The organism is Streptomyces sp. V3I7 (assembly GCF_030817495.1).
Lineage (GTDB): Bacteria > Actinomycetota > Actinomycetes > Streptomycetales > Streptomycetaceae > Streptomyces.
Genome location: NZ_JAUSZK010000001.1, coordinates 2976396 through 2993203, shown reverse-complemented (window position 1 = coordinate 2993203; position 16808 = coordinate 2976396). Strand labels below are relative to the sequence as shown.

The following is a 16808-nucleotide window of genomic DNA, read 5'->3' as shown; positions in this document are numbered from 1 at the left end:
ACGCGCGGCCCTGTGGACAAGCCGCGATGACGGTGCGTGATCGGATGCATCCTGGACGCATGGCACGACGGCGGACGGGACGGATGCGGAGGAGGGGGCGCGGATGACGGAGACGGCGGATCTGGAGCGGGCGTTGCGTGCGGCCGTCCGGGGCGAGGTGGGGTTCGGCGTCACCTCCCGGGCACTGGTCACCATGGACGCCTCCAACTACCGGCGGGTCCCGCTCGGGGTCGTCGCGCCGCGGGACGCCGACGACGTGGCCGCCGTCCTCGCGGTGTGCCGCGCGCGGGGCGTGCCGGTCGTGGCGCGCGGCGGGGGTACGTCCATCGCGGGACAGGCGACCGGCACGGGCGTGGTGCTGGACTTCACCCGCCACATGAACCGGGTGCTGGAGATAGATCCCGGCGCGCGTACCGCCGTCGTCCAGCCGGGCCTGGTCCTCGACCGCCTCCAGGAGGCCGCCGCCCCGCACGGTCTGCGCTTCGGCCCCGACCCCTCCACCCACAGCCGGTGCACGCTCGGCGGGATGATCGGCAACAACGCCTGCGGCTCGCACTCGGTGGCCTGGGGCACCACCGCGGACAACGTACGGGAGCTGGAGGTGCTCACCGCGCGCGGGCAGCGGCTGCGACCGGGCCGCGACTGGGCGGGAGCGCCGGAGGGCCTGCGCGCCCTGGCGGAGGGCGAGTTGGCGCGGCTGCGCACCGGCTTCCCCGACCTGCCCCGCCGCATCTCCGGGTACGCGCTGGACGCGCTGCTCCCCGAGAGGGGCGCCGACGTCGCCCGGTCCTTCTGCGGCTCGGAGGGCACCCTGGGCGTGCTGACGCAGGCGGTCGTCCGGCTCGTCGAGGCGCCCCGCGCGCGGGCCCTGGCCGTGCTCGGGTACGCCGACGAGGGCGCCGCCGCCGACGCCGCGGCCGGCCTGCTGCCGCTGGGCCCGCTGACGGTGGAAGGCATGGCGGCCGACCTGGTGCGATCGGCGGCGGGGCTGCCGAAGGGCGGTGCCTGGCTGTTCGTCGAGACCGGCGGCGCGACACCGGGCGAGGCCCGCGCGCGTGCGGAGGCGGTCGTCCGCGCGGCCCACGTCGTCGACTCCCTGGTGGTGACCGACGAGCACGCCCAGCGGACCCTGTGGCGCATCCGGGAGGACGCGAGCGGCACGGCGACCCGCATGCCGGACGGCACGGAGGCCTGGCCGGGATGGGAGGACTGCGCGGTGCCGCCCGCCCGGCTGGGGGCGTATCTGCGGGACTTCCGGGGCCTGTTGACGACCCACGGCCTGCGCGGCACGCCGTACGGGCACTTCGGCGACGGCTGTATCCACGTCCGCATCGACTTCGACCTGCTGACGGAGCCGGGCGTCGGCCGGTTCCGGCGGTTCTCGCGGGACCTGGCGGAACTGGTGGTGGCGCACGGGGGCTCGCTGTCCGGGGAGCACGGCGACGGGCAGGCCCGCGCGGAGCTGCTGCCGGTGATGTACGGACAGGAGACGGTGGCCCTCTTCGAGCGGGCGAAGGCCGTCTGGGACCCCGATGACCTGCTCAACCCCGGGATGCTGGTGCGCCCCGCGCCCCTGGACAGCAACCTGCGCTTCTCGGTCCTGCCGCGCGAGCCCGTGGACGTGGCCTTCGGCTACCCGGCCGACGGCGGGGACTTCGCGGCGGCGGTGCGCCGGTGCGTGGGCGTCGCGAAGTGCCGTACGACGTCCGCGGCCGGCTCCTCGGTGATGTGCCCGTCCTTCCGGGCGACCGGCGAGGAGGAGCACTCCACGCGCGGCCGGGCGAGGCTGCTGCACGAGATGCTCGCGGGCGAGGTGGTCACGGACGGCTGGCGCTCGACCGAGGTCCGGGACGCGCTGGACCTGTGCCTGTCCTGCAAGGGCTGCCGCTCCGACTGCCCGGTCGAGGTCGACATGGCCACGTACAAGGCGGAGTTCCTGCACCACCACTACGCGGGGCGCCGCCGCCCGGCCGCCCACTACGCGATGGGGTGGCTGCCGGTGTGGCTGCGCTGGGTGGCCCGGACGCGCACGGCCCGGCTGGTCAACGCGCTCGCGTCCGTACGGCCGCTCGCGCGGGCGGCGAAACGGCTGGGCGGGATCGCGCCCGAGCGGGAGCTTCCGCGGGTGACGACGGAGACGTTCAGCCGGTGGTGGCGGAGACGTGGGGCGGCCAGCCCGGGAGAGCGGGTCATCGTCTGGCCGGACACCTTCACCGAGCACCTCTCACCCTCGGTGGGACGGGCGGCCGTACGCGTGCTGGAGATGGCGGGGCTCGCTCCCGGACCGGTTCCCCGAGGGCCGGTCTGCTGTGGACTGACCTACGTCTCCACCGGCCAACTCGACCGCGCCCGCGTGGTGATGGGCCGCACGCTCGACGTACTGGAGCCGGTGCTGGGGACGTCCGCGCCCATCGCCGTCCTGGAGCCGAGCTGCGCGGCCGCCCTGCGCTCCGACCTGCCCGAGCTGCTGTACGACGACCCGCGCGCGGCTCAACTGGCCGCGAAGGTCGTCGCGTTCGCGGAGGTGCTGGAGCGGTACGCCCCGGACTGGACGCCACCCGCCGTGCGGCGCCCGGTCGCCGGCCAGACCCACTGTCACCAGCACGCGGTCCTGGGCGACGTCCCCGACCGCCGCCTGCGCGAGGCCGCGGGCCTCACCGGCGAACTGACCGGCGGCTGCTGCGGCCTGGCGGGCAACTTCGGCTTCGAACAAGGTCACTTCGAGGTGTCGAAGGCCTGCGCCGAGGAGCGGTTGCTTCCCTCGGTACGGGAGGCGCCGGAGGGCACGGTGGTCCTGGCCGACGGCTTCTCCTGCCGCACGCAGCTGGAGCAGCTCGCGGGGGTGCGGGGACGGCACCTGGCGGAGGTACTGGCGGAGGCGCTGGAGGAGGGAGGCACGGCGTAGGGACAGCGGGAGATCACGCGGGACCGGGCCGGCCCTGCTCGCGACACGGGTCGCGGCCCCGCGTGGAGGGGAGGGAGGTCAGTCCGCCCAGACCTTGGCGTCGTCGGCCGGGACGGTGGTGGCCAGGCCCAGTTCCTTGCGGGCGGCGACCGTCTTGTGCGGGTCGATGCCGGCGAAGGCCGGGTCGTAGTCGAGGAAGAACGCGTCGGCGTCGGGGGCCTTCGCGGCCTTCTCCCAGTGGACGGCGCTCTTCTCCAGCTGCGCGCGGAGCTTGCCGACCTCCGCGCCCTGCACGCCCCGCAGCCCCTTGAGGTGCGCGTCGAGGGCGGCGGCCACGGCCTTGGCCTGTCTCTTGTAGCCGCTCAGGTCGTCCTCGACGTAGTCCGCGTCGGACTGGTTCGCCCACAGGGTGTCGTAGACGGCGTTGGCGCCCTTCAGGTACGCGGCCTGGGCGGGCTTCATGGACTTCGCGTCGGCCTTCAGCGAGCCGGTGAACGTACCCGACTCCTTGGTGTAGGTGCAGCTCACGGCGCGGTCGCCGGTGGCCCAGCTGTCCTTGGTCGGCGTGTAGTAGAAGACGTCGACGCCCTTGGGCAGCGCCCAGGTGTCCAGACTGAACCGGCCCGCCTCCGCCGGGCACCGCTGGTCGGCGACCGCCGAGACCGCCTTGTCACCGGGGAACGCCTTCTTTCCGGGGAGCGAGAAGTCGCCGACGACCTGACCCCGGTGTGCCTCGCCACAGGGCACGATCTCGACCGTGAGGGCCTCGCCCGTCGCCTTGCCGTCCGGGTTGAAGCAGTCCCCGACGCCGAGCGAGAACACCGACCGCGTGCGGACCGCCTTCTTCGCGCCGTCCGCCGCGCTGTCGGCGAGATCCGAGCACCCCACCGCGCCGACCGCGAGCAGGGCGACGACAGCGGATATGCCCCGCAGGGAACGGGACTGGGTACGGGCCTTCATGACGTGCACATCCTCTTGCTGAACCGTGGTGACGAGCCCGGTCGTGGCTCGCCGGATGTCCTGACCCGCCATGGGCCGCAAGGGTTGTACGCGAGGGGCGGCGCTCGGGATATGAGACAGCCGCATAAAAGGTTCACACTCCTGACCGAGGTCACTACCCTGGACTTGGCAGTACATCGCGATGGACGAAACGCATCGTGATGAATGAAACGCATCGTGATGAACGAAAACCCCGATCCGAGATCCGACGCGATCTGATCCGAGTCACCCCTGGGACCGCCCTGTGAGTAACCCCGGCAGCAGCGCCGCCGCCTCGACCTCGTCCTCCCCGGCCGTCGTCCCGGACGCGGTCGCCGCCTCCCCGGCCGCGGGCGGAGCCCCGCGCGGGTTCGGCTCGTTCGGCTCACTGGGGCCGGTCGGGCTGGTGCTCGCCGGGGGCATCTCGGTCCAGTTCGGCGGCGCGCTCGCCGTGACCCTGATGCCGCGGGCGGGCGCGCTCGGCGTGGTGACGCTGCGGCTCGTCGCCGCGGCGGTGATCCTGCTGCTGGTCTGCCGGCCACGGCTGCGCGGCCACTCGCGCGCCGACTGGGGCACGGTGATCGTCTTCGGTGCCGCGATGGGCGCGATGAACGGCCTGTTCTACGAGGCCGTAGCCCGTATCCCGCTGGGTCCCGCGGTCACCCTGGAGGTGCTGGGTCCCCTGGCGCTGTCGGTGCTGGCCTCCCGCCGCGCGATCAACGCGCTCTGGGCGGCCCTGGCCCTCGCCGGCGTCTTCCTCCTAGGCGGGGGAGGCTTCAGCGACCTGGACCCGCTGGGGGTCGGGTTCGCCCTGGGGGCGGGCACCATGTGGGCGGCGTACATCATCTTCAGCGCCCGTACGGGGCGGCGCTTCCCGCAGGCCGACGGGCTGGCGCTGGCCATGGCGGTGGCGGCGCTGCTGTTCGTGCCGCTGGGCATCGCCGAGTCGGGCGGCAAGCTGCTGCACCCCACCACCCTCGCGCTCGGCTCGGCGGTGGCGGTCCTGTCCTCCGTCCTGCCCTACACCCTCGAACTCCTCGCCCTGCGGCGCCTTCCCGCCTCCACCTTCGCCATCCTCATGAGCCTGGAACCCGCCATCGCGGCCACGGCCGGCTTCTTCGTCCTGCACCAGGCCCTGTCCCTCACGGAGGCGGCCGCGATCGCCCTGGTCATCGCGGCGAGCATGGGAGCGGTACGGACGCAGGTGGGCCGGGGGAAGGTCGTGGAGCCCGGCCCGGTCTCCTGAACCTCTTCCGGTCCTTGCGACGGCGGCCGCTGGGTCGCCTCGAAAAGTCATGCAAGCACGCTTGCTTGTTTCTTGCCCCGCTGCCATGCTCCTTCACGCACCGCGCCGCACACCGTCGTGCCCCGAGGGGAGCGCATCGTGTCCGATCCGACGCCCGTCTTCGACGACCTGCGTGAGGAGAGCGAGGAACTCGATCGGCTGGTGGCCGACCTGAGTCCCGGGCAGTGGAGGCTCGCGACCCCCGCGCCCGGCTGGAGCGTCGCCCACCAGATCGCGCATCTGCACTGGACCGACCGCTCCGCCCTGCTCGCCGTCACGGACGCGGACGCCTTCCGCACGCTGGTGGAGAAGGCCCTCACCGCGCCGGACTCGTTCGTCGACGAGGGTGCGGAGGAGGGGGCCCGGCTGGAGCCGGCCGAACTGCTCGCGCGCTGGCGGGAGGGGCGGGCCGCGCTCGACCGGGCCCTGCGGGCCACGGCACCCGGGACGCGCTTCCCCTGGTACGGGCCGCCTATGTCGGCGGCCTCCATGGCCACGGGCCGGATCATGGAGACCTGGGCCCATGGACAGGACATCGCCGACACATTGGGTGTGCGCCGCGCACCTACCGACCGGCTGAAGCATGTGGTCCGCATCGGGGTGCGCGCACGGGACTTCGCCTACGGGGCGCGGGGACTGCCCGTGCCCGCCGAGGAGTTCCGGGTGGAGATCACCGCTCCCGGCGGCGAGCTGTGGGCCTACGGGCCCGAGGACGCCGCCCAGCGCGTCACTGCCCCCGCCCTCGACTTCTGCCTGCTGGTCACCCAGCGCGCCCACCGCGCCGACCTGGAGGTGCGCGCCGAGGGCCCCGACGCCGACCGCTGGCTCGACATCGCCCAGGCCTTCGCGGGCCCGCCCGGCGCAGGCCGCGCGCCGAAGGGCTCCGTGTGGTGAGCGCCCCGCGCACCCCCCTGCGCGTCGGCAACGCCTCCGGCTTCTACGGCGACCGCTTCGACGCCCTGCGCGAGATGCTCACCGGCGGTGAACTGGACGTCCTGACCGGCGACTACCTCGCCGAACTCACCATGCTGATCCTGGGCCGGGACCGGCTGAAGGACCCGTCCGCCGGATACGCCCGCACCTTCCTGCGCCAGCTGGAGGAGTGCCTCGGACTCGCCCACGAGCGGTCGGTGAGGATCGTGACGAACGCCGGCGGGCTCAACCCCGCCGGGCTCGCCGACGCCGTCAGGGCGCTGGCCGACCGGCTCGGCATCCCGGTGCGCGTCGCCCACGTCGAGGGCGACGACCTCACCACGGCCTACCCCGGCAGCCTCGCCGCCCACGCCTACCTCGGCGGCTTCGGGATCGCCGCCTGCCTGCGGGAGGGCGCCGACGTCGTGGTCACCGGGCGGGTGACCGACGCCGCGCTCGTCACCGGGCCCGCCGCCGCCCACTTCGGCTGGGGACCCGGGGAGTACGACCGGCTCGCGGGCGCGGTCGTCGCCGGGCACGTCCTGGAGTGCGGGACACAGGCGACCGGCGGGAACTACGCCTTCTTCCGGGGGGCCGACGTCCGCCGTCCCGGCTTCCCGCTCGCCGAACTCCACGAGGACGGCAGCGCGGTCATCACCAAGCACCCCGGCACCGGCGGCCTCGTCGACACCGGCACGGTCACGGCGCAGCTGCTGTACGAGACGGGCGGCGCCCGGTACGCCGGACCCGACGTCACCGCCCGCCTCGACACCGTACGGCTCACCCCCGACGGACCCGACCGGGTGCGGATCGAGGGAGTGCGCGGGGAGGCCCCGCCGCCGACCCTCAAGGTCGGCCTCAACCGCCTCGGCGGCTTCCGCAACGAGGTCGTCTTCGTCCTCACCGGGCTCGACATCGAGGAGAAGGCCGCCCTGGTACGGGAGCAGATGGGCGACGCGCTCGCCAAGTCGCCGCCGGCCGAGACCTGTTGGGAGCTCGTCCGCACCGACCGGGCCGACGCCGACACCGAGGAGACGGCCAGCGCACTGCTGCGGCTCGTCGTACGGGACCCGGACCAGCAGGTCGTCGGGCGGGCGCTGAGCGGGGCCGCCATCGAACTGGCGCTGGCCAGTTACCCGGGCTTCCATGTGCTCGCACCACCGGGGAAGGGCGCGCCTTATGGGGTCTTCGAGGATGTGTACGTCCCCCATGGTGCCGTCGACCATGTGGCCGTCCTCCATGACGGGCGGCGGGTCGCTGTGGCCCCGCCCCAGGACACCCGCATCCTCGACGACGTACCGGAGCCGCCCCTCCCGGAGGCTCTTGCCCCGGGGCCCGTGCGCCGCGCACCGCTCGGCCTGGTCGCCGGTGCCCGCAGCGGGGACAAGGGCGGCAACGCCAACGTGGGGGTCTGGGTCCGCACCGACGACGCCTGGCGGTGGCTCGCCCACACCCTCACCGCCGACCTGTTCCGCCAACTCCTGCCGGAGACGGCCGGACTGACCGTCACCCGGCACGTCCTCCCGCGGCTGCGCGCCCTCAACTTCACCGTCGAGGGCATCCTCGGTCAGGGCGTCGCCGCCCAGCACCGCTTCGATCCGCAGGCCAAGGCCCTCGGCGAATGGCTGCGCTCCCGCCACCTGGACATCCCGGAGGCTCTCCTTTGACCGTTCTGCCCACCGCCCTGGACGCCGGCAGCCCCGGCCACCGCGCCCACCGCGCGGCCATGCTCGCCAAGCTCGCCGAGCTCGACGCCGAGCATGCCAAGGCGCTCGCCGGCGGCGGCCCGAAGTACGTCGAACGGCACCGCCAGCGCGGCAAACTGCTCGCCCGCGAGCGCATCGAGCTGCTCCTCGACCCGGACACCCCGTTCCTGGAGCTGTCCCCGCTGGCCGCCTGGGGCAGTGACTACGCGGTCGGCGCCTCCCTCGTCACCGGCATCGGGGTCGTCGAGGGCGTCGAGTGCCTGATCACCGCCAACGACCCGACCGTGCGCGGCGGCGCCAGCAACCCCTGGACGCTGAAGAAGTCCCTGCGCGCGAACGACATCGCGCTCGCCAACCGGCTGCCCTGCATCAGCCTGGTCGAGTCCGGCGGCGCCGACCTGCCCTCCCAGAGGGAGATCTTCATCCCCGGCGGCGCCATCTTCCGGGACATCACCCGCCTCTCCGCCGCCGGCATCCCCACCGTCGCCGTCGTCTTCGGCAACTCCACGGCGGGCGGCGCGTACGTCCCCGGCATGTCCGACCACGTGATCATGGTGAGGGAGCGGGCGAAGGTCTTCCTCGGCGGCCCGCCCCTGGTGAAGATGGCGACCGGCGAGGAGAGCGACGACGAGTCCCTGGGCGGCGCCGAGATGCACGCGCGCGTGTCGGGCCTCGCCGACCACCTCGCCGTCGACGAGCGGGACGCGCTCCGGCAGGCGCGGCGCGTCGTCGCCCGACTCAACCACCGTAAGGCGTACGCCGATCCGGGCCCGGCCGAGCCGCCCAAGTACGACCCGGAGGAGCTCCTCGGCATCGTCCCCGGCGACCTGAAGACCCCCTTCGACCCGCGCGAGGTCATCGCCCGCCTCGTCGACGCCTCCGACTTCGACGAGTTCAAGCCGCTGTACGGGACGAGCCTGACCACCGGCTGGGCCGCCCTGCACGGCTATCCCGTCGGCATCCTCGCGAACGCCCAAGGGGTGCTGTTCAGCGAGGAGTCGCAGAAGGCCGCCCAGTTCATCCAGCTCGCCAACCAGCGCGACATCCCGCTGCTCTTCCTGCACAACACCACCGGCTACATGGTCGGCAGGGAGTACGAGCAGGGCGGGATCATCAAGCACGGCGCGATGATGATCAACGCCGTCTCCAACTCGAAGGTCCCCCACCTCTCCGTGCTCATGGGCGCCTCGTACGGCGCCGGGCACTACGGCATGTGCGGCCGTGCCTACGACCCGCGCTTCCTGTTCGCCTGGCCCAGCGCCAAGTCGGCCGTCATGGGCCCGCAGCAGCTCGCCGGCGTGCTGTCGATCGTCGCCCGGCAGTCGGCCGCCGCGAAGGGACGGCCGTACGACGAGGAGGGCGACGCCGCGCTGCGCGCCATGGTGGAGCAGCAGATCGAGTCGGAGTCGCTGCCGATGTTCCTGTCCGGGCGGCTGTACGACGACGGCGTCATCGACCCGCGCGACACCCGCACCGTCCTCGGCCTGTGCCTGTCCGCCATCCACACCGCCCCCTACGAGGGCGCGCGGGGCGGCTTCGGCGTCTTCCGGATGTGAGGCTCATGATGTCGACTCTGCTGGTCGCCAACCGGGGCGAGATCGCCTGCCGGATCTTCCGTACCTGCCGCGAACTGGGCATCCGTACCGTCGCGGTGTATTCGGACGCCGACGAGAACGCGCTCCACGCGCGCGTGGCCGACACGGCGGTACGGCTGCCGGGCGCGTCGCCCTCCGACACGTACCTGCGCGGCGATCTGATCGTGAAGGCCGCCGCCCTGGCCGGCGCGGACGCCGTGCACCCCGGCTACGGCTTCCTCTCCGAGAACGCCGACTTCGCCCGCGCCGTCCTCGACGCCGGTCTCACGTGGATCGGGCCGCCCCCGGAGGCGATCGAGGCGATGGCGTCCAAGACGCGCGCCAAGGAGCTGATGGGCATCGCGCCGCTCGGCGAGGCCGAGGTCACCGAGGCCGATCTGCCGGTGCTGGTGAAGGCGGCCGCGGGCGGCGGCGGGCGCGGGATGCGGATCGTGCGGCGGCTGGAGGAGCTGGAGGGCGCCCTCGACGGGGCCCGCGCCGAGGCCGCGAGCGCCTTCGGGGACGGCGAGGTGTTCGTCGAGCCGTACGTCGAGCGGGGCCGCCACGTCGAGGTGCAGGTCCTCGCCGACACGCACGGCACGGTGTGGACGCTCGGCACCCGTGACTGCTCCCTCCAGCGCCGCCACCAGAAGGTGATCGAAGAGGCCCCGGCACCGGCTCTGGACCCCGCCCTCACCGACGAGCTGTACGCGATGGCCGTCCGCGCCGCCCGCTCCGTCGACTACGTCGGCGCGGGCACCGTCGAGTTCCTCGTCGCCGACGGCACGGCCCACTTCCTGGAGATGAACACCCGCCTCCAGGTCGAACACCCCGTCACCGAGGCCCTGTTCGGCATCGACCTCGTGGCGCTCCAGATCCGCGTCGCCGAGGGGCACGCGCTGGAGAGCGAGCCCCCGCGCGCGCGGGGCCACGCCGTCGAGGCCCGCCTCTACGCCGAGGACCCCGCTCGCGCGTGGGCTCCGCAGACCGGCACCCTGCACCGCCTCGCCGTGCCGGACGGCGTCCGCCTGGACACCGGCTACACCGACGGCGACGGCATCGGCGTGCACTACGACCCGATGCTCGCCAAGGTCGTCGCCCACGCCCCCACGCGCGCGGAGGCGCTCCGCAGGCTCTCCGGCGCCCTGGAACGGGCGGCAGTCCACGGCCCGGTCACCAACCGCGACCTGCTCGTCCGCTCGCTGCGGCACGAGGAGTTCACGGCCGCCCGCATGGACACCGGCTTCTACGACCGCCACCTCGCCGCCCTCACCGGCCCGGCCCCCGACCCGTACGCCCACCCGTCTCCCACCACCGCCCTCACCGGAGTCGCTGCGCGACCACCTCTAGTTGCGCTGGCCGCCGCCCTCGCCGACGCGCACGGCCGCTCCCGGTTCGGCGGCTGGCGCAACCTGCCCTCCGGGCCGCAGACCAAGCGCTACCTGATGGCGGGCGAGGAGTACGAGGTCGCGTACCGGCACACGCGCGCGGGGCTCGCGGCCGGCGGGGTGCGGGTGGTGCGCGCCGACGCGCACCTCGTCGTCCTCGAAGTGGACGGCGTCCGGCGGAGGTTCGAGGTCGCCCGGTACGGCGACGATCAGGTGTACGTGGGCGCCACCGCCCTCACCGCCCTGCCCCGGTTCCCCGACCCGGCCGCGCACCACGCCCCCGGCTCCCTGCTCGCGCCCATGCCGGGCACGGTCGTCCGCCTCGCCGACGGTCTGACCGAGGGATCCGCCGTCACCGCCGGCCAGCCGCTGATCTGGCTGGAGGCGATGAAGATGCAGCACCAGATCTCCGCGCCGGTCACGGGGACACTGACGGCGCTGCATGCCACGCCTGGGAAACAGGTGGAGCCAGGCATGTTGCTGGCGGTAGTGCAAGAAACCTAGGGGCGCGGGGAACTGCGCGAGCAACCACACTCAAGCCGCACTCGGAGGACATCCGTGACCACCCTCATCGAATCCGAAGAACACAAGGCCCTCCGCTCCGCCGTCGCCGCCCTCGGCAAACGCTACGGACGCGACTACATCACCCGCGTCGTCGCCGAGAAGGGCCACCCGGACGAACTGTGGTCCGAGGCCGCCAAGCTCGGCTACCTCGGCGTCAACCTGCCGGAGGCATACGGCGGCGGAGGCGGCGGCATAGCCGAACTCTCCATCGTGCTCGAAGAGCTGGGCGCCGCCGGCTGCCCGCTCCTGCTGATGGTCGTCTCCCCGGCCATCTGCGGCACCGTCATCGCCCGCTTCGGCACCGAGCAGCAGAAACAGCAGTGGCTGCCCGGGCTCGCCGACGGCACCCGCACCATGGCCTTCGGCATCACCGAGCCCGACGCCGGGTCCAACTCCCACCGCATCACCACCACCGCCCGCAGGGACGGCACGGACTGGCTGCTCACCGGCCGCAAGGTGTTCGTCTCCGGCGTCGACGTCGCCGACGCCACCCTGATCGTCGGCCGCACCGAGGACGCCCGCACCGGCCGCCTCAAGCCCTGCCTGTTCATCGTCCCGCGCGACACCGAGGGCTTCCAGCGCCACCAGATCGACATGGAACTCCAGGCCGCGGAGAAGCAGTTCGAGCTGGTCCTGGACGACGTACGACTTCCGGCGGACGCGCTCGTCGGCGAGGAGGACGCCGGGCTGCTCCAGCTGTTCGCCGGGCTCAACCCCGAGCGGATCATGACGGCGGCGTTCGCGATCGGCATGGGGCGCTTCGCGCTCGCCCGGGCCGTCGAGTACGCCCGTGACCGCACCGTGTGGAAGGCGCCCATCGGCGCCCACCAGGCCATCGCGCACCCCCTCGCCCAGGCCCACATCGACCTCGAACTCGCCCGTCTGATGATGCAGAAGGCCGCCCATCTCTACGACGCGGGCGACGACATGGGTGCGGGCGAGGCCGCCAACATGGCCAAGTACGCGGCCGCGGAGGCCTGTGTGCGGGCCGTCGACCAGGCCGTGCACACCCTCGGCGGCAACGGCCTCACACGCGAGTTCGGGATCGCCTCGCTGATAACGGCCGCGCGCGTGGCTCGTATCGCCCCGGTGAGCCGGGAGATGATTCTCAACTACGTCTCCCACCAGAGCCTGGGTCTGCCCAAGTCGTACTGAGGCCCCCTCCCGGCCCCCGCCCGCGCGCACCGCCGTTCCGCGAGGAGGAACCGTGTTCCACAGCGAGTACGCAGACGTCCCGCCCGTCGAACTGCCCATCCACGAGGCCGTTCTCGGCCGCGCCGCCGAGTTCGGCGACCTGCCGGCCCTGATCGACGGCACGGACGGCACCACCCTCACGTACAACCAAGTGGACCGGTTCCACCGGCGCATCGCGGCCGGGCTGGCCGAAGCCGGTGTGCGCAAGGGCGACGTCCTCGCCCTGCACAGCCCGAACACCATCGCCTTCCCGACCGCCTTCTACGCGGCCACGCGCGCGGGTGCGTCCGTCACCACCGTGCACCCGCTCGCCACGCCCGAGGAGGTGGCCAAGCAGCTGCGGGACTCCCGCGCCCGCTGGCTGGTCACCGTCTCGCCGCTGCTGGCGACGGCCCGCCGGGCGGCCGAACTCGCGGGTGGCATACAGGAGATATTCGTGTGCGACCGGGCGAGCGGCCACCGCTCCCTGGCCGACCTGCTCTCCTGCACCGCGCCCGATCCCGCCGTCGCCGTCGACCCGGCCGAGGACGTCGCGGCCCTGCCGTACTCCTCCGGTACCACCGGCGTCCCCAAGGGCGTCATGCTCACCCACCGCCAGATCGCCACCAACCTGGCCCAGCTGGAGCCCGCGATCCCGGCCGGGCCCGGCGACCGCATCCTCGCCGTCCTGCCCTTCTTCCACATATACGGCCTGACCGCGCTGATGAACGCGCCCCTCAGGCAGGGCGCCACCGTCGTCGTGCTGCCCCGCTTCGAGCTGGAGACGTTCCTCGCGGCCATCGAACGGCACCGCATCACCAGCCTGTACGTCGCCCCGCCGATCGTTCTGGCGCTCGCCAAGCATCCGGCCGTGGCCCGCTACGACCTCTCGTCCCTGCGGTTCGTCATCAGCGCCGCCGCGCCCCTGGACGCCCACCTCGCCGCCGCCTGCTCCGAACGCCTCGGGCTGCCGCCCGTGGGCCAGGCCTACGGCATGACGGAACTCTCGCCCGGCACGCACGTCGTCCCGCTGGACGCCATGGACCGGGCACCCGCGGGCACCGTCGGCAGGCTCATCGCCGGCACCGAGATGCGCATCGTCTCCCTCGACGACCCCGGCCGGGACCTCGCCGCCGGAGAGGCCGGCGAGATCCTCATCCGCGGCCCCCAGGTCATGAAGGGCTACCTGGGCCGACCCGACGCCACCGCCGACATGATCGACGCCGACGGCTGGGTGCACACCGGCGACGTGGGCTACGTCGACGCCGACGGCTGGCTGTTCGTCGTCGACCGGGTGAAGGAGCTCATCAAGTACAAGGGTTTCCAGGTGGCCCCGGCCGAGCTGGAGGCCCACCTCCTCACCCACCCCGGCATCGCGGACGCCGCCGTCATCGGCGTCTACGACGAGGACCACAACGAGATACCGCACGCCCACGTCGTCCGCCAGCCCACCGCCGGTGCCCTCACCGAGGGCGAGGTCATGATGCACGTCGCCGAACGCGTCGCCCCCTACAAGCGGATCCGGCGGGTCACCTTCATCGACGCGGTGCCGCGCGCTGCCTCCGGGAAGATCCTCCGCCGCGAACTGCGGGCGGGGGCAGGGAAGTCGGGGCCGCACGCCGAACCCGACGCCAAGGAGCGCTCATGACCTCGATCGGCCGCACCCGCGCGCGGGGCGTCGAGACGCTCAGCCTGGACGCCACCGGCAGCCGCAACGCCCTGTCCGCCGCGCTCGTCGGCGAACTCTCGGACGCCCTGGCCGAGTGCGCCGGGGACAGCGCCGTACGCGCCGTCGTCCTCACCCACTCGGGCAACACCTTCTGCGCGGGCGCCGACCTGCGCGACCCGCCCGAGCCCGACGCCCTGGTCCGGCTGCTGCGGCAGATCGTCGAGCTGCCCCAGCCGGTCGTCGCGCGGGTGACGGGGCACGTCCGGGCGGGCGGCCTCGGACTGCTGGCCGCCTGCGACATCGCGGCCGCCTCGCACGACGCCACGTTCGCGTTCACCGAGGTACGGATCGGTCTCGCCCCGGCCGTCATCTCACTGCCGGTGATCCCGCGCGCGGACCCGCGTGCCCTGGCCCGGCTCTGCCTCACCGGCGAGCGCTTCGACGCGGCCGAGGCGGTGCGCACCGGGCTGCTGACGGCGGCCGGCGACGACGTCGACGCCGTACTGGAGCCCGTACTGGACGGCCTGCGCCGCTCGGCCCCCGAGGCCCTGGCCGCGACGAAACGGCTGCTCACGACTAGGGTGCTGGAGGCCTTCGACCGGGACGCGGCCGAACGAGTCGCACTCTCGGCCCGGCTGTTCTCCACCTCCCAGGCCCGGGAGGGGACGACGGCCTTCCTAGAACGACGGGATCCCGCATGGGTGCTGTGACCGCAGCCGACCGCCACCCCAAGCAGGACCGCAGCCGGGCCACCCGGCAGCGGCTGCTGGAAGCCGCCGTGGCCTGCCTCGCCGAGCACGGCTGGGCGGGCTCCACGGTCTCCGTCGTCGCCGAACGCGCCGGGGTCTCACGCGGCGCCGCCCAGCACCACTTCCCGACCCGCGAGGACCTGTTCACCGCTGCCGTCGAGTACGTCGCCGAGGAGCGCTCCACCGCCCTGCGCGACCTGTTCCCCGAGGGCCCCGCCGACCGCCGGGCCGTCGTCACCGCCCTCGTCGACCTGTACACCGGCCCGCTCTTCCGGGCCGCCCTCCACCTGTGGGTCGCCGCATCCGACGAGGACCAGCTGCGGCCGCGCGTCACCGAGCTGGAGGCCCGGGTCGGGCGGGAGACCCACCGCATCGCGGTGGAGCTGCTGGGCGTCGACGAGGCGTGCCCCGGCGTCCGCGAGTCCGTCCAGGGCCTGCTCGACATGGCCCGGGGCCTGGGCCTCGCCAACCTCCTCACCGACGACATGGCACGCCGGCAGCGGGTCGTGGCCCAGTGGGCGAAGCTGCTGGACGAGGCGCTGGGCTGACGTCTCCCGGCGGGAGTCCCGCGCGGAGACATACGTCACACGGAACCGTGGTGCGGGCGCCCCGCTCGGGCCGGCGGCGGAGAGGCAACGGTTTCAGGGCGTTACCCTAGGGCCCATGCTTCCGATGCTTGTCCGACGCCGCCACGTGGACTACGTGCGTGTCACAAGCATGGCGTGTCGGCGCTCTGCCTGACCTCCATCCCTGTTTCCCGGTTCCCTTCCCGGTCCTTTCCGGCACCCGTGGCCCCCGCCCCACCCCCGGCGGCCGCCCGGGCCCCGAACAACCTGCGGACGCACCCATGACGCACACCACGACCGACCCGTCGTACGCCCAGCTCCCGATCATCGACCTCTCGGCCGCCGACCGCGGACCGGAGGAGCGCGCACGCTTCCACGAGCAGCTGCACAGCGCCGCCCACGACGTCGGCTTCTTCCAGCTCGTCGGACACGGTGTGACGCGGGCCGACACCGACGCCCTGCTCACCGCCATGCGCGCCTTCTTCGCCCTCCCCGAGGCCGACCGGCTCGCCCTCGACAACGTGAACTCGCCCCATTTCCGCGGCTACACGCGTACCGGCGACGAGCGCACCGCGGGTGCCCGCGACTGGCGCGACCAGCTCGACATCGGCGCCGAGCGGCCCGCGCACATACCGGGGCCCGGCGAGCCCGCGTACTGGTGGCTCCAGGGCCCCAACCAGTGGCCGGCCGCCCTGCCCGAGCTGCGGACCGCAGCCCTCGCCTGGGTCGACAAGCTCAGCGCCGTCGCGGAGCGGCTGCTGCACGAACTGCTCACCGCCATCGGCGCCCCCGCCGACTTCTACGACGCCCTCTTCGGCGGCAGCGCCTACCCGCACCTCAAGCTGGTGCGCTACCCCGGCAGCGCGGCCGACGGCTCCAGCCAGGGCGTCGGCATCCACAAGGACTACGGCTTCCTGACGCTGCTGCTCCAGGACACGGTCGGCGGTCTCCAGGTGCTGCGCGAGGACGGCAACTACCACGACGTGCCGCCGATGGACGGCGCCTTCGTGGTCAACCTGGGCGAGCTGCTGGAGGTGGCGACCAACGGCTACCTGCTGGCCACCCGCCACCGCGTGGTCAGCCCGCCCGGCGCCACCGAGCGCTTCTCCGTGCCGTTCTTCTACAACCCGCGTCTGGACGCGCGCGTGGAGCCGCTGGTCTTCCCGCACGCCTCCACCGCCCCGGGCGTCACCGACGACCCGGCCAACCCGCTCTTCGCCGAGTACGGCTACAACGAGCTGAAGGGCAAGCTGCGCGCCCACCCGCTGGTCGCCCAGCGGCACCACGCGGACCTGCTCAGCGCCGCCTGACCCGGCCCCGCACGCGCGCGTGGACGCCG

At 73.4% G+C, this 16808-nt stretch carries 12 protein-coding genes; 11 read left to right on the top strand and 1 reads right to left on the bottom strand.

What is annotated here, in order from left to right; translation table 11 throughout:
- The first annotated feature begins 103 nt into the window (after positions 1–103).
- Entirely contained in the window at positions 104–2905 is a 2802-nt protein-coding gene (locus QFZ74_RS13780; RefSeq protein WP_307621117.1) for an FAD-binding and (Fe-S)-binding domain-containing protein, read from the top strand.
- A 78-nt stretch (positions 2906–2983) separates the two neighbouring features.
- Here QFZ74_RS13780 and QFZ74_RS13775 read toward each other — a convergent pair whose 3' ends face one another.
- A complete protein-coding gene (locus QFZ74_RS13775; protein WP_307621116.1) occupies positions 2984–3865 on the bottom strand; it encodes a septum formation family protein in 882 nt (293 codons plus the stop codon).
- A gap of 283 nt (positions 3866–4148) precedes the next feature.
- Here QFZ74_RS13775 and QFZ74_RS13770 point away from each other — a divergent pair, with 283 nt between their 5' ends.
- From QFZ74_RS13770 to QFZ74_RS13725, 10 genes are all read left to right on the top strand, one after another.
- Positions 4149–5129 (top strand): DMT family transporter, encoded by a 981-nt coding sequence (locus tag QFZ74_RS13770; protein ID WP_307621115.1) that lies wholly within the window; start codon positions 4149–4151, stop codon positions 5127–5129.
- A 138-nt stretch (positions 5130–5267) separates the two neighbouring features.
- Complete coding sequence (locus QFZ74_RS13765) at positions 5268–6062, top strand: TIGR03084 family metal-binding protein (RefSeq protein ID WP_307621114.1); 795 nt, start codon at positions 5268–5270, stop codon at positions 6060–6062.
- On the top strand, positions 6059–7747 hold the full coding sequence (locus tag QFZ74_RS13760; protein WP_307621113.1) for an acyclic terpene utilization AtuA family protein: 1689 nt from the start codon (positions 6059–6061) through the stop codon (positions 7745–7747). The genes QFZ74_RS13765 and QFZ74_RS13760 overlap by 4 nt, the downstream gene beginning before the upstream one ends.
- A complete protein-coding gene (locus QFZ74_RS13755) occupies positions 7744–9342 on the top strand; it encodes an acyl-CoA carboxylase subunit beta (RefSeq protein WP_307621112.1) in 1599 nt (532 codons plus the stop codon). The genes QFZ74_RS13760 and QFZ74_RS13755 overlap by 4 nt, the downstream gene beginning before the upstream one ends.
- A gap of 5 nt (positions 9343–9347) precedes the next feature.
- A complete protein-coding gene (locus QFZ74_RS13750) occupies positions 9348–11252 on the top strand; it encodes a biotin carboxylase N-terminal domain-containing protein (protein ID WP_307621111.1) in 1905 nt (634 codons plus the stop codon).
- Positions 11253–11306: 54 nt separating this feature from the next.
- Positions 11307–12467 carry an acyl-CoA dehydrogenase family protein gene (locus QFZ74_RS13745; protein WP_307621110.1) on the top strand — a complete coding sequence of 387 codons (1161 nt, stop codon included), beginning with the start codon at positions 11307–11309 and terminating at the stop codon, positions 12465–12467.
- Between the two features lie 52 nt (positions 12468–12519).
- Positions 12520–14133 (top strand): 4-coumarate--CoA ligase family protein, encoded by a 1614-nt coding sequence (locus QFZ74_RS13740; protein WP_307621109.1) that lies wholly within the window; start codon positions 12520–12522, stop codon positions 14131–14133.
- Positions 14130–14864 (top strand): enoyl-CoA hydratase family protein, encoded by a 735-nt coding sequence (locus tag QFZ74_RS13735; protein WP_307621108.1) that lies wholly within the window; start codon positions 14130–14132, stop codon positions 14862–14864. Before QFZ74_RS13740 ends, QFZ74_RS13735 begins: the two co-directional genes overlap by 4 nt.
- Positions 14852–15451 carry a TetR/AcrR family transcriptional regulator gene (locus QFZ74_RS13730; protein ID WP_307621107.1) on the top strand — a complete coding sequence of 200 codons (600 nt, stop codon included), beginning with the start codon at positions 14852–14854 and terminating at the stop codon, positions 15449–15451. Before QFZ74_RS13735 ends, QFZ74_RS13730 begins: the two co-directional genes overlap by 13 nt.
- Positions 15452–15750: 299 nt before the next feature.
- Positions 15751–16779, top strand: coding sequence for an isopenicillin N synthase family oxygenase (locus QFZ74_RS13725; protein ID WP_307621106.1), 1029 nt, complete (start codon positions 15751–15753; stop codon positions 16777–16779).
- The last annotated feature ends 29 nt before the right edge of the window (positions 16780–16808 follow it).

Excerpts from the sequence above, each read along its gene's own strand:
- QFZ74_RS13780 (WP_307621117.1), top strand. The coding sequence starts at position 104 with ATGACGGAGACGGCGGATCTGGAGCGGGCGTTGCGTGCGGCCGTCCGG.
- QFZ74_RS13775 (WP_307621116.1), bottom strand. The coding sequence starts at position 3,865 with ATGAAGGCCCGTACCCAGTCCCGTTCCCTGCGGGGCATATCCGCTGTC.
- QFZ74_RS13750 (WP_307621111.1), top strand. The coding sequence starts at position 9,348 with ATGATGTCGACTCTGCTGGTCGCCAACCGGGGCGAGATCGCCTGCCGG.
- QFZ74_RS13735 (WP_307621108.1), top strand. The coding sequence starts at position 14,130 with ATGACCTCGATCGGCCGCACCCGCGCGCGGGGCGTCGAGACGCTCAGC.
- QFZ74_RS13730 (WP_307621107.1), top strand. The coding sequence starts at position 14,852 with ATGGGTGCTGTGACCGCAGCCGACCGCCACCCCAAGCAGGACCGCAGC.
- QFZ74_RS13725 (WP_307621106.1), top strand. The coding sequence starts at position 15,751 with ATGACGCACACCACGACCGACCCGTCGTACGCCCAGCTCCCGATCATC.